This window comes from Actinokineospora inagensis DSM 44258 (assembly GCF_000482865.1).
In the GTDB taxonomy this organism is placed as follows: Bacteria; Actinomycetota; Actinomycetes; order Mycobacteriales; family Pseudonocardiaceae; genus Actinokineospora; species Actinokineospora inagensis.
Genome location: NZ_AXWW01000053.1, coordinates 1 through 12,641 on the forward strand (window position 1 = coordinate 1; position 12,641 = coordinate 12,641).

Annotated in this window: 14 protein-coding genes; 4 read left to right on the top strand and 10 right to left on the bottom strand. The window is 68.8% G+C overall.

Annotated elements, in window-relative coordinates; all coding sequences use genetic code 11:
• Window positions 1-156: 156 nt before the first annotated feature.
• On the bottom strand, window positions 157-462 hold the full coding sequence (locus H504_RS36030; protein WP_051386053.1) for a hypothetical protein: 306 nt from the start codon (window positions 460-462) through the stop codon (window positions 157-159).
• Window positions 463-648: 186 nt separating this feature from the next.
• Here H504_RS36030 and H504_RS0119840 point away from each other — a divergent pair, with 186 nt between their 5' ends.
• Both H504_RS0119840 and H504_RS0119845 read left to right on the top strand, forming a co-directional pair.
• On the top strand, window positions 649-1,476 hold the full coding sequence (locus H504_RS0119840; RefSeq protein ID WP_026424192.1) for a helix-turn-helix domain-containing protein: 828 nt from the start codon (window positions 649-651) through the stop codon (window positions 1,474-1,476).
• Entirely contained in the window at window positions 1,476-1,763 is a 288-nt protein-coding gene (locus H504_RS0119845) for a DUF397 domain-containing protein (protein ID WP_026424193.1), read from the top strand. Before H504_RS0119840 ends, H504_RS0119845 begins: the two co-directional genes overlap by 1 nt.
• 1 nt (window position 1,764) lies before the next feature.
• Here H504_RS0119845 and H504_RS0119850 read toward each other — a convergent pair whose 3' ends face one another.
• From H504_RS0119850 to H504_RS0119860, 3 genes are read right to left on the bottom strand one after another with little or no spacing between them, the layout of a single operon-like run.
• A complete protein-coding gene (locus H504_RS0119850; protein ID WP_026424194.1) occupies window positions 1,765-2,982 on the bottom strand; it encodes an RNA polymerase sigma factor in 1,218 nt (405 codons plus the stop codon).
• On the bottom strand, window positions 2,979-3,302 hold the full coding sequence (locus H504_RS0119855) for a YciI family protein (protein WP_026424195.1): 324 nt from the start codon (window positions 3,300-3,302) through the stop codon (window positions 2,979-2,981). Before H504_RS0119855 ends, H504_RS0119850 begins: the two co-directional genes overlap by 4 nt.
• A gap of 32 nt (window positions 3,303-3,334) precedes the next feature.
• Window positions 3,335-3,946, bottom strand: coding sequence for a dihydrofolate reductase family protein (locus tag H504_RS0119860; RefSeq protein WP_026424196.1), 612 nt, complete (start codon window positions 3,944-3,946; stop codon window positions 3,335-3,337).
• A gap of 122 nt (window positions 3,947-4,068) precedes the next feature.
• On the opposite strand from H504_RS0119860, the gene H504_RS0119865 reads away from it, so the two are divergent.
• Window positions 4,069-5,172 carry an NAD(P)/FAD-dependent oxidoreductase gene (locus H504_RS0119865; RefSeq protein WP_026424197.1) on the top strand — a complete coding sequence of 368 codons (1,104 nt, stop codon included), beginning with the start codon at window positions 4,069-4,071 and terminating at the stop codon, window positions 5,170-5,172.
• On the top strand, window positions 5,169-6,044 hold the full coding sequence (locus H504_RS36035) for an RNA polymerase sigma-70 factor (protein WP_035305015.1): 876 nt from the start codon (window positions 5,169-5,171) through the stop codon (window positions 6,042-6,044). The genes H504_RS0119865 and H504_RS36035 overlap by 4 nt, the downstream gene beginning before the upstream one ends.
• A 337-nt stretch (window positions 6,045-6,381) precedes the next feature.
• Here the strand turns inward: H504_RS36035 and H504_RS0119875 are convergent, their stop codons facing one another.
• From H504_RS0119875 to H504_RS36040, 6 genes are all read right to left on the bottom strand, one after another.
• A complete protein-coding gene (locus H504_RS0119875; RefSeq protein WP_051386054.1) occupies window positions 6,382-7,326 on the bottom strand; it encodes an N-acetylglucosamine kinase in 945 nt (314 codons plus the stop codon).
• Window positions 7,323-8,579 carry a 6-phospho-beta-glucosidase gene (locus H504_RS0119880; RefSeq protein ID WP_026424199.1) on the bottom strand — a complete coding sequence of 419 codons (1,257 nt, stop codon included), beginning with the start codon at window positions 8,577-8,579 and terminating at the stop codon, window positions 7,323-7,325. The genes H504_RS0119875 and H504_RS0119880 overlap by 4 nt, the downstream gene beginning before the upstream one ends.
• Entirely contained in the window at window positions 8,576-9,478 is a 903-nt protein-coding gene (locus tag H504_RS0119885; protein WP_026424200.1) for a carbohydrate ABC transporter permease, read from the bottom strand. Before H504_RS0119885 ends, H504_RS0119880 begins: the two co-directional genes overlap by 4 nt.
• 1 nt (window position 9,479) lies before the next feature.
• The gene (locus tag H504_RS0119890; protein WP_026424201.1) at window positions 9,480-10,382 is read right to left on the bottom strand and encodes a carbohydrate ABC transporter permease; all 903 of its coding nucleotides are present in this window, start codon (window positions 10,380-10,382) and stop codon (window positions 9,480-9,482) included.
• The gene (gene ngcE / locus H504_RS0119895) at window positions 10,379-11,806 is read right to left on the bottom strand and encodes an N-acetylglucosamine/diacetylchitobiose ABC transporter substrate-binding protein (protein WP_035305003.1); all 1,428 of its coding nucleotides are present in this window, start codon (window positions 11,804-11,806) and stop codon (window positions 10,379-10,381) included. The genes H504_RS0119890 and ngcE overlap by 4 nt, the downstream gene beginning before the upstream one ends.
• A 186-nt stretch (window positions 11,807-11,992) precedes the next feature.
• Complete coding sequence (locus H504_RS36040) at window positions 11,993-12,577, bottom strand: GNAT family N-acetyltransferase (RefSeq protein WP_084467910.1); 585 nt, start codon at window positions 12,575-12,577, stop codon at window positions 11,993-11,995.
• Window positions 12,578-12,641: the final 64 nt, after the last annotated feature.

The window sequence follows — 12,641 nt, forward strand, 5'->3', positions numbered from 1 at the left end:
GTGTCGTCGTCCCCGCGCAGGCGGAGCTGGTCCCCCGATGAGGTGGCGGTCGTGGATTGAGAGTCAGTCGTCCTCGCGTATGCGGGGCCGGGCTGAGTGGGCACGGCGGATATCGCTTGGGGCGGGTAGGGCGGGCGGTGTGGGTGGGGGGGGGGGTTAGCGGCGGTGGGGGGTGTGCCAGATGAGGTGGGGGGTGAAGTCGGGGTTGAGGGAGAGGAGGTGGAGGGCGGTTTCGGGCTTTTCGAGGCTCATGCGGAGGGGGTAGTGGGGGGAGACGATCTCGCAGCGGGGGCGGCGGCCGCGGAATTTGAGGCCCCAGGCGATGATCTCGCCGTCGAAGGTGGTGCCGTATTGCTGGGCGATGGCGAAGAGGCGGGGGGCCGTGTCGGCGACCATGCGGTCGAGGAGGGAGAGGAACTCGGGCTGGGTGGTGATTCGTCGCGGAATGTTGGCGTTCGGCATGCGGGGTCCTCAATGGGTGGTAATCGGGCCGGGGATTGGGGTGTTTTCATCCGGTGGTGGGGCGCGCGGTAGCGTTTTGCGCGGGGGGTCAGGGAGATAGTAGGGCATAATGCTGGGCATTATGGCCAGCCCCGGGTGGTCCGATCGGGTGAGTCTGCGGAAGTGAGGGTGCGAGTGCGACCGACTGTGCGCAGCAGGCGGCTCGGGGCGCGGTTGGCGGGGCACCGGGTGTACGCGGGGCTGTCGGGGACCGAGGTGGCGGCTCGGATCGGGATTCACCAGGCGACGTGGTCGAAGATCGAGTCGGGGAAGACGAAACTGTCACCTGCGGTGTTGGTGCGGGCGGTGGAGGTGTTGGGGATAGCGGGGGATGCTGCGGGGCAGCTTGAGTTGTTGCGGCGGAAGGCTGATGAGCCTGGGTGGTGGCAGAACTACGGGGACATCCTGTCCGAAGCAGTACAGATGCTCATGGAGTTGGAGGCAGACGCGTCGTGGATACGGGTCTACGACGGGACGCTCGTTCACGGCCTTCTGCAGACTCGCGAGTACGCGGAACGGGTGATCACAGCCGGATCGCCGCACATGCGCGTGGCGGATATTGACCGCTACCTGGATCTGCGGATGCGACGCCAGAAGCGCCTCAACGACGGGATGCGGCTGACCGCCGTTCTGGGAGAAGGCGCGATCCGCCAGCAGATCGGCGGCGGTGAGGTGCTGCGCGAGCAGTTGCGCCACATCTGCCAGGTCGTGAGCGAACAGGACGTCACGGTTCAGGTGGTGCCGTTCACCGCAGATGCCCATGCGGCACTGGGTGACTCGTTCGGGATCATCCAGTGGCCTGACGAGACTGATCCGCAAGATGCCGTCTATGTTGATGGCATGACCTCGTGGACCGTGCACGAGAACACCGGCGTGGTCCGCAGTTACCTCCACGCATTCGGTTCGGTGCAAGGCCAGGCCCTACCCCCACGAGAGTCGCTCGACCTCATCCGCGACGTGATCAAGGACCTGTGATGATCCCTGCCTCCCCAACATCCGCTTGGCGCAAGTCCAGCTTCAGCAGCGCCACCGGTAGCTGCGTCGAGGTCGCCTGGCGCAAGTCCAGCTTCAGCACCGCCACCGGCAGTTGCGTCGAAGTTGCCTGGCGCAAGTCGAGCTTCAGCACCGCCACGGGCGACTGCGTCGAGGTCGGCCCGACCCCGCACGCCATGTTGATCCGTGACACCAAGAACCCCGACGCGGGCAGCCTCACCATCCCCCACACGGCCTGGCCTGCCTTCGTCTCGCGCGTGGCTTCCTGATCTACCCGAGTTGGTCGCGGCGGCGGGTCAGATACGCAATCTCGGCCGTATTGCCCGCCAAGGCGATGGCCTTGCCGTACGCCGCCCGTGATTCCTCGCTGCGGCCTACTCTGCGCAGCAGGTCGGCGCGGGTGGCGTGATAGGCGTGGTAACCGCCCAACTCCAGGCGGTCGATCAAGGCCAGGGCGACCTCCGGTCCATCAAGCTCAGCGACCGCGATAGCCCGGTTCAGGACGATGATCGGCGACCCATCGATCCGTACCAACTGGTCGTACAGGGCCAGGACCTGGGACCAGTCGGTGTCGCGGGCGTCCCGAGCTGACGTGTGCACGGCGTTGATCGCGGCGAGGATCTGGTAGCGGCCGGGGGCGACCCCGGCCGCCAGGCGTTCGCGCACCAACTGGTGGCCCTCGGCGATCAACGCCGCATCCCAGGACCCCCGGTCCTGGTCACCGAGGGCGATCAGTTCGCCGTCCGGGGACACACGAGCGGGGCGGCGGGCCTCGGTGAGGAGCATGAGGGCCAGCAGGCCCGCGACCTCGCCGTCCTCCGGCAGAAGAGTGCGGATCAGGCGGGTGAGGCGGATCGCTTCCGTCGTCAGGTCGTGGCGCAGCGGGTCGGTGTCGGGGCCGGAGGCCAGGTAGCCCTCGTTGAAAACCAGGAACAACACCGTGAGCACGCTGGCGACGCGAGCGGGGAGGTCTTCGGCGGCGGGCACCCGGTACGGAATGCGGGCGGCTTTGATCTTGGCTTTGGCTCGGGTGATGCGCTGGCCCATCGCCGTCTCCGCCACCAGGAACGCGCGGGCGATCTCGGGGACGGTCAGGCCGCCGACCATACGCAGGGTCAACGCCAAGCGGGCCTCCACCGCCAAAGCAGGGTGACAACAGGTGAAGACCAGCCGGAGCCGGTTGTCGTCGATGACGCCTGGCGCGTCGGGTGAGTCGTCGTGCATGAGCTGGGCCTCCTTCTGCTTGTCGTCGCGCTTGTTCTCGCGTCGGATGCGGTCGATGGCTTTGCGGTTCGCCGTGGTGGTCAGCCAGGCACCGGGGTTGGGCGGCACACCGTCGGCCCGCCAGTGTTCGACAGCGGTGGCGAACGCTTCCGCCGCCGCTTCCTCGGCGATGTCCAGGTCGCCGAAGCGCCTGGTCAGGGCGGCGACCACCCGGGCCCACTCGTCGCGGTGGGCCCGGGTGACCGCCAGCTCCGCGTCGCTCATTGGAACGGCCGTACTTCGATCTTCCGGTCGCAGGCCTTCGAGGCCTCGGCGGCGAGCTTGAGCGCGACGTCCAGGTCGGGGGCCTCCCAGATCCACACGCCCGCCAGGTACTCCTTCGACTCGATGAAGGGTCCGTCGGTGAGCACCGGCTGGTCACCCCGGTTGTCGACGACCGTGGCCGCGTCGGTGTCGGCGAGCCCACCCGCGAAGACCCAGTAGCCGTCGGCGATCAGTCGCTCGTTGAACTCGCTGATGGCGGGCTGGCGGTCGGTGCTGCCGGGGTCGCTCTTGTCGTCGATGACGGAAACCAGGTACTGCATCTGAAGATCCTCTCCGGTGGTGGTGGGTTCGGTCAGGCCGCGTACCGGGGGCGCCCGGCGGGCCGGTAAGTCTGGATCGCGACGCCGTTCGAGTCGACCCGAGACTCGACCAGGTCGAGCGCGAGGTCCGGGCCGTTCGCCGGGAACAGGCGGGTGCCCTGGCCGAGGACCACCGGGACCACGATCAGGGTCAGCTCGTCGACCAGGTTGTTCGCCAGCAGCCACCGGACCACCGTGCCACTGCCGTGGACCTGCAGCTCACCGCCGGGCTCGGCCTTCAGGTCGGCGATGGCGGCGGCGTCGGGCAGGACGGTGGTGCCCGACCAGGCCGGGTCGGTGAGGGTGGTCGACGCGACGTACTTGGGGCGGGTGTTGAGCGACTTCAGGACGGGCTCCCAGCCGGGGGCGTCCTCGACCGTCATGGTGCCCCACGAGCCCGCGAACAGGTCGAAGGTGCGCCTGCCGAACAAGAACGCGTCCGCACGCTGGTAGTACTCGTTGATGAACGCCGTGGTGTCCTGGTCGCCCACGCCCCGAGCCCAGCCGCCACGGTCGAACCCGTTTCGGCGGTCCTCGGCCGAGGCGCCGCCGTTGCCCTGGACGACTCCGTCGAGGGTGATCTGGGTGTTGGTGGTGAGCTTCATCGTTCCTCTGTCTCGGTGGTTCCACCCCTGCTACGAACGTCCCCGACTCGATCCGACAAGGGTTGGGAGTGACCTGGGTCACGTGAGTTCACATGGGCTCGGGCAGGACTCGTCTTGGGAGCATGGACAACATCGTGGTGCTGGGTGCGGGATACGCGGGTATGACGGCCGCCGTGGGGATCGCGGGGCGAGGGCAGCGGGTCACGCTGGTCAACAACGGGGCGCGGTTCACCGAACGGCTCCGGTTGCACCAGGTGGCGGCGGGGCAACAGTTGCCGAAGCTGAGCATCCCCGAGCTGCTGGACGGTACGGGGGTCGAGTTCGTCGACGGCTGGGTTGGCGGGATCGACCTGGCGGCCCGGACGGTGCGGGTGGGTGAGCGGGTCATCGGGTACGACCGGCTGGTCTACGCGCTCGGCGGGGTGCCGGACACGGCCGGGGTGCCCGGGGTCGAGGAGTACGCGTTCACGCTGGATCAGGCGGAGGCGGTTCAGGTCACCGACACGGTGGTGTGCGGGACCGGGCTGACCGGGGTGGAGACGGCGGCCGAGCTGGCTGAGGCGGGACACCGGGTCGTGCTGGTGGGCCGGGCTGAGCCGGGGGCGGAGTTGAACGCCAAGGCCAGGGCGTACCTGCAGCGGGTGCTCGGCGAACTGGGCGTCGAGGTGCGGCGCGGTGAGGTCGTCAAGGTGCTGCGGGACGAGGTGGTCCTGGACAGCGGCGAGACGATCAGCACCGGTCAGGTGATCTGGGCCGGTGGGGTGCGCGGGTCGGAACTGGCCAGGGCGGCGGGGCTTGAGGTGGACGAGCTCGACCGGGTGGTCACCGACGCGGCGCTCAGGTCGGTGTCACACCCGGAGGTGTACGCGGTCGGGGACGCGGCGGCGGTCCGGCAGGAGTTCGGGGTGCTGCACGGGACCTGCCAGAGCGGGATGCCGACGGGAGTGCACGCGGCGACGTCGATCGTGCGGGAACTGCGCGGCAAGGCGCCAAAGCGGTTCCGGTTCGGATACCTGCACGCCCCGGTGAGCCTGGGACGCAGGCACGCGGTCGTGCAGTTCACCCGGCCGGACGGGACGGCCAAGCGGGCGTGGTTGTCGGGGCGGGTGGCGGTTTGGTACAAGGAGACGGTGAGTTCGGCGCCGTGGCCGTCGTTCCGGCGGATGGTGAAGGTGCCCGCGTCGGGGACGGTCGCGTGGCGGCGGGGTGGGCGGTACACGCGATGAGTGTGTTCGACGAGCACCGGAGCCTGCTGTTCTCGGTGGCGTACCGGCTGTTGGGGTCGGCGGCGGACGCGGAGGACGCGGTGCAGGACGCGTGGGTGCGGTGGGCGGGTACGGACCACGAGCAGGTTCGGGATGTCAAGGCGTACCTGGTGCGGATTGTGTCCAATGTGGCCATGGACCGGCTGCGGTCGGTGCAGCGGCGTCGGGAAACGTATGTGGGGCCGTGGTTGCCGGAACCGATCCTCACTGAGTCCACTTCGGATTTCGGCGACTCCGTGTCGCAGGCGTTGCTGGTGGTGTTGGAGTCGTTGAGTCCGTTGGAGCGGGCGGTGTTCGTGCTGAAGGAGGCGTTCGGGTTCTCGCACCGGGAGATCGCGGAGGCGGTCGACCGGTCCGAGGACACCGTGCGGCAGGCGGCTTTGCGCGCCAAGAACCACGTGCAGGCGCGACGGCCTCGGTTCCACCAGGACAAAGCCAGGCAGCGGCGCGCGACCGAGCAGTTCATCGCGGCGGCGGCCGGTGGGGACATCAACTCGCTGATGGGGTTGCTGGCCCCGGACGTGGCACTGTGGACCGACGGTGGTGGCAAGGTGCGGCAGGCGATGCGACCGGTCTTCGGGGCGGACCGGGTCGCGGCGTGGTTCGCCGGGATCGCGGACCGGCCGTACCAGGGGATCATGCCCGCCGACATGACCGCGGAGGTCGTGGAACTCAACGGCGGGGCGGGAATCGTGTTCAGCGGCGGTGGCCGGGTGATCGCGACCCTGACCCTCGACCTGGACGAAACCGGTCAGGTAGCCGCCATCCACAACGTGGCCAACCCGGACAAGCTGACCGATGTCACCAACCGGAAGATCCACCCGATGGGTTAGGGGCCCGCCTGGAACATTGGCCGGGTCTCGACCTGCCCACGTTCCGGGTCGAGCCGCTAAGACTGTGTCCATTGTGGTGGCGGGTCGTTGTGGTGATCGTGGTTGAGGGGCGTTGATCGCGGATCGCCCGTCAGGTTTGTGGCCGGCGCGGTCGTTGTTGCCGTCCTTGGAGGGTGCACCCGCAGGGTGGTGGCAACAGAACATGGCCGATGAGGATGTGCTCGCCGCGAGCGTGTAGGTGCTGGTGTCCGGGTGCGCGGGGTGGGGCTGCTGCCGAGTTTCGGTGCGGCGAGATCGGCGGTGCACCGCCGATTCCCGCCACCGCGTTGGGCACGGGCTAAGCGAACATCTCCGTCAAGCGGTCCTGGGCGTCGGTGGAGGCGCCGAGTTGGTCGAGGCCGAGGCGGGCGGCGCCGACGACCGGGGGGTTTTCGGCGATCACCAGGTGGGCCAGGGGGGCGCGTTCGGCGTAGCCGAATTCCAGGGCGGTCATCAGGCTTGGGGCGCCGCCGGTCAACACTCCGCCGCCAAGGACTACGTCGACCGGGGTGGTCAGCAGGTCCAAACGGGACAGGATGGAGCAGCCCAGGGCGCAGACCTCGTCGACCAGGCGGGCGACCAGGGACTCGGCGACCGGGTCGGGGAAGGTCAGCAGGGGTGGGGTCAGTTCACCCAGGCGGGCGCGGGGGATTTCGCCGCGGTGGATGGCGATGGCCACGTCGGTGGCGGTGTCCGCCTCGAAATGCGAACTGACCAGGGACACCAGCGAGGTGGCGGGGCCGCGGCCGTCCTCGGCGCGGACGGCGTGCCAGAGGACTTCCTCGCCGAGGTGTTGGCCGCCGCCCCAGTCGCCGGTCAGGCGGCCGAGGGCGGGGAAACGGGCGACCCGCCCGTCAGGGCCGATGCCCGCGGCGTTCACGCCGGCGCCGCAAACAACCGCGACGCCCCAGCGGGTGGTTCCGGCGCGCAGCAGGGCGAAGGTGTCGTTGCCGATCTCGACCGTCGAGCCGATGGAGCGCCGCAGGAACTCGTCGCGCAGGGCGGTTTCCTCCTCGGGGAGGTCGGCCCCGGCCAAGTACGCGGCGACGTGGTCGGCGTACGGGGGGTTGGTGCCCAGCACCGACGCGGCGGTGCGGTAGACGACGTCGACGGCGGCCTCGACGCCGACGGTCTGGGGTTCGAAACCGGGGCCCCGGCCCCGCGCCAACAGGGTGCCGTCGGCGCGGAGCAGGGCGATGTCGGTCTTGCTGTTGCCGCCGTCGACCGCGAGGAGCGTCTTCATGACACCCAGGGCAGGTACGGGCGGTTGACCTCGACGAGCCGGGCGGCCAGCTTCTCCGCCACCGACACCTGACCGATCAACGGGTGCGCGAGCAGCGCCTCGGTGACCAGGTCGATGCCACCGGTGATGGCGGCGCGCACGGCGATCGACTCGTACGCCGACACGTGCGAGATCAGGCCCGCCTGCAACGGCGCGACCGGGGCGATCGGCCAGGTCTGGGCGCCCGCGCCGGTCACCGTCGCCGGGACCTCGATGACGGCGTTGTCCGGCAGGAACGGCAGCGTGCCGTTGTTGCGGACGTTGACCACGTGCACGTCCCCGCCCTCACCGAACAGCGACGCGAGCAGGGCCACCGCGGCCTCGGAGTAGAATGCGCCGCCGCGGCTGGCCAGCAGGTCCGGCTTGGTGTCGACGGACGGGTCGGCGTAGAGCGCGAGCAGTTTGTCCTCGACCTCGGCGACCGCGCTGGCCCGGGTCGGCGAGACCCGCTGCTCCTCGACGACGGCGTCGTGCTCGTAGAAGTACCGCAGGTAGTACGACGGGACCACGCCCAGCCGGTGCAGGACGCTCTCCGGCAGCCCGATCTGCTTGGCGATCACCTCGCCGTGCTGGTCGAGCAGCCGCGGCAGGACGTCCTCGCCGCGCACGTAGACCGAGCGGACCCAGGTGAGGTGGTTGAGGCCGACGTGGTCGAGGGCCACCCGGTCGGGTTCGACGTCGAGCAGCGCGGCGAACCGGCGCTGGAAGCCGATCGCCACGTTGCACAGGCCGATGGCCCGGTGCCCGGCGTCGAGCAGGGCCCGGGTGACGATGCCGACCGGGTTGGTGAAGTCCACGATCCAGGCGCGCGGCGCGACCGAGGCGATCCGCTCGGCCGCGTCGAGCACCACCGGCACCGTGCGCAGCGCCATGGCCAGACCGCCCGCGCCGGTGGTCTCCTGGCCGACGCAGCCGCACTCCAGCGGCACCGTCTCGTCCTGGTGGCGCATGGCCTGACCGCCGACGCGCAACTGCAGCAGCACCGCGTCGGCGCCCGCCACGCCCAGTTCCAACTCGCTGCTCGTGGTGATCTTGGCCGGGTGGCCCGCGCGGGCGAGGATCCGCGCGGACACACCCCCGACCAGTTCCAGCCGCCGGGCGTCCGGGTCGATCAGCACCAGCTCGGTGACCGGTAACTCCGAGCGCAGCCGGGCGATGCCGTCCACGAGCTCCGGGGTGTAGGTCGAGCCGCCGCCGACGACAGCGAGTTTCACTTGATGGCTCCCGAGGTGAGGCCTGCCTGGATCTGCCGCTGGAAGATCAGGTAGATCACCAGCGCCGGGATGATCGTCATGCTCAGCGCGGCGAACAGGCCGGGCCAGTCGGCCTGGTAGCCCGCGTTGGTGGAGATGTTCGCGATGCCCTGGGTGAGCACCCACTTGTCCTGCACGTTGCCGGAGAGCAGCACGATCGGCAAGAGGTACTGGTTCCACTGGCCGATCACGTTGAAGATGGTGATGCTGATCAGGCCCGGCTTGGCCATCGGCACCATGATCTGGAAGAACGTCCTGGTGTGCGAGGCGCCGTCGATGATCGCCGCTTCCGCGATCTGCGAGGGCAAGGTGCGGAAGAACGCGGTCAGGAAGAACACCGTGAACGGCAGCGAGTACGCGATGTAGACCAGGATCAGGCCGGTGTACGTGTCGAGCAGGCCCAGGTTGCGCACCACGAAGAACAGCGGCACCAGGGCGAGGAACACCGGGAACACCATGCCCGAGACGAACATGACGTAGAGGAACCGGCTGCCCCGGAAGGAGAACCGGGCCAGCACGTAGGCCGCCATCGCGCCGAGCAGCATCGTCCCGGCGGTGGACAGGCCGACCACCAGCACGCTGTTGAACAGGTACCGGCCGATGTTGGCCTTGTCCCACGCCCGGCCCCAGGAGTCCCAGTGGATCGAGCTGGGCAGCCCGAGCGGCTGGGTGAAGATCTGGGTGTTCGTCTTGAACGAGGCCAGGAACGTCCACAGGATCGGCAGGATCACGGTGCCCGCCCAGATCACCAGGGCGAGGTGGGAAAGTCCACTGAGGACCGGGTTGCCGCCGCGGTTGACCCGGCGCCGAGCCGGTGCCGGGGTCGGGCGCTCGACCGGTGGGTCCAAGGTGACGCTCATGTCAGTACTCGATCCGTTCCCGCCGGGTCACCCGCAGGGTGAGCACGGCGAAGGTGAGGCTGAGGATGAACAGCGCCACACCCATCGACGACGCGTAGCCGTACTTGGAGAAGGTGAACGCGTTGCGCCAGATCTCCAGCGGCAGCACGGTGGTCGCGCCGTCCGGGCCGCCGCGGTCCACCGAGAGGGTGGCGACCAGGGCGAACCCGTCGAACGCCGCGATGCCCAGGTACACCCAGGCGACCTGCACGGTGTCCCACAGCAGCGGCAGGGTGACCTGGAAGAACATCCGGGCCTTGCTGCACCCGTCGAGCTCCGCCGCCTCGATGACCTCCTGCGGGATGCTGGCCATGCCCGCGGCGAAGAGGACCACGTAGAAGCCGACCGACTGCCACACCAGCACCGCGATCAGCGACCACAGCGCCAGGTTCGGGTTGGTCAGCCAGCCGACCGAGGGCAGGCCGAGCGCGTCGAGCAGGCCGTTGAGCACGCCCGCCTTGTCCGGCCGGTACATCGCCTGGAACAGCACGCCGATGACGGCGACCGCCAGCACCTGCGGGAAGAAGAACACGGCCTGGTAGAACTTCGAACCCCGCACGCCCTTCGTGCCGCCGCCCATGTTGAGCAGGAACGCGAAGAACAACCCGATGACCAGGGTGATCAGCGGGAGCGCGACGAGCAGCACCAGGTGGTGGGTGACGGCCTTCCAGAACACCTCGTCCTTGAACAGCTTGACGAAGTTGTCGATGCCGTTGAAGTGCGGGCTGGCCGACACACCGCGCCAGTCGGTGAACGCCAGGTAGAACGCCTGCAGGTACGGCCCGATCATGAAGACCAGGTAGAGGAGGACCGGCAGCGCCAGGAAGCCGAAGACGAACCTGGCGCCGCCGCGGGGAAGCCTCATGAGGTGCGGTTCTGCTTCGGGGTGGAGGAGTCGGCCTTGACCGCGTCGGCCTTCGCCTGCACCTGCTTGCAGAACTCCTCAGCGGAGATCCGGCCGAACATCAGCTCGTTGGTCTTCGAGCGCAGCGCGGTCTCGAACTCCTTGTACCAGTCCTCGAACAGGTTGTAGGTGATGATGTTGTCGCCTGCCTTGTTGAGCGCCTCGTTGGAGCTCTTGTTGCCCGGGGACAGCGACAGGCCGTCGGCGGCACCCTTGACCACGGTGATGTTGCCGGTCTTCTGGGTGAAGCCGCGCGCGCCCTCCTTGGAGAGCATGATGCGCATGTACTCCAGCGCGCCGGCGCGGTTCTTGGCCTTGGACGGGATGATGTAGCTCTCGCCCGCGGCGGCGCGGACGGCGCCGTAGGGCAGCTTGTCGGACGCGCTCACGCTCGGCGTCGGGGCGACCGCGTACTGGAAGGTGGCCGGGGTCTGGTCCTTCTGCTCGTTCTCCAGCCACGACCCGCTCGGGTACATGCCGACCTGGCCCTGGTTCTGCGCGGTCTGCACCTCGGTGTGGATCAGGCCCTCGAACGACGGGTCGAGGTACTTCTTGCCGATCATCGCCCAGGCCTCGGCCGCCTGGCGGACCGGGTCGGAGGTCCAGACGCCGTCCTTGAGGTTGTCCATGTCGATGAGCACCTGGTTGCCCGCGATCTTGCCCGCGGTGATGGCGATCATCCAGTACTGGTAGTAGGACGCGTTCTTGCCCGCGTAGGCGTAGGGCTTGAGGCCCGCGGCCTTGATCTTGCCGAGGAGGGCGTCGAACTCCTCGAAGGTGGTGGCGGGGGCCCAGTTGTTCTTCTGGAACAGCGCCGAGTCGTACCAGAGGCCGTACACGGTGTAGATGTACTTCATCAGGAACGGCTTGCCCGCGACCAGACCGGCCTCGACGCTGCCGGGCATCAGCGAGTCGCGGACCTTGCCGCTGCCGCCGAGCGCGGGGGCGTCGAACAGCTCGGTCAGGTCGAGCAACTGGCCCTCGCCCTGCAGCGCGCCGTTGTCCATCATGTCGCTGCCCGCGTTGGAGATGACGTCGGGCACGTCGCCGCTGGCGAAGCGCGGCTGCAGCGTCTGCGCGATCTGCTGCGTGGGCACGTGCTTGATGTTGGCCTGCGGGAATTCCTTCTTGTACATCGGCTCGTGCACGTCGGTGGCGTAGGCGTCGCCCAAGCCACCCTTGAAGATCACGACCTCGAGGCCCGCGTTGGCCGCGACACCGAACGGGTTGTCGGCGGACTTGGTCCCGGTGGGGCCGGAACCGGTGTTGTTGCTGTCATCGGAGCCGAAGGCGCACGCGGAGAGCGGACCCGCCGCGAGCGCGGCCATCCCCAGCCCCTTGAGCACAGACCGACGACTGGGGTTCTGCGGAAGCGCACCGGACATGTAGAAACTCCTTCGACCGTCACGCGACCGGTTCGCGGGGCGCCGCCCAATGCTCGGGGCGGACCCGGTGGCCGGGCAATCGGACAGATGGGTGATTTGGTCTAGACCATACTCGGTGAATATGGGCTTGGCCAGCACCGATGTCGAACTCGATCTTGCTATTTTCTCGGCGGCAACGGTGTGAAATCAGTTCGAATCCGCCTCTTGACTCCGGTCGCCCCGAGGACCAAAGTGACGCGGTTGCGTGTCGTGCACCACAGCGCCGCCCAGGTGCCTGCGGAAGAAGGTGGTCGCCCGGAGGACCCCTTCGGGATCGCGCGAGTGACCAGGGACAACACCGACCTCGATCCACCCGCAGGACCGGTAGAGCGCGTCCGCCGGGCTGTCCGACTCGGTGTCCAACAACAACAGCGTCACCCCGCGGGCCAGCGCACCCTCTTCCGCCGCCGCCAAAAGTGCCCGCCCCAGCCCGCGACCGCGCGCGTCCCGGTGCACGATGAGCTTGGCCAACTCGGCCCGGTGCCTGCCGTTGTCGTAGTCGGCGAGTCTGAGTTGGACAGTCCCGACCACCCGTTCACCAGCGCGGACAACCCAGAGCAGCAGCCGACCCGAGGCCAAAGCGGACTCCAGTCCTAACCACCAGGTCCGGGCGGCCTCGGGGCGCAGCGGGTGCAGGAACCCCACCGAGGCGCCCGCCGCCACCGCGTCGACCAGCAACTCGGCGAGGTCGTCGACGACGGCGGGGAGGTCGTCGGGCCGCAACAACAGCATGGGGGCATCCTCTACAGCGCGGCCGTCCGGGCACAACAGGTATCCCGGCGATCCACACGACAGG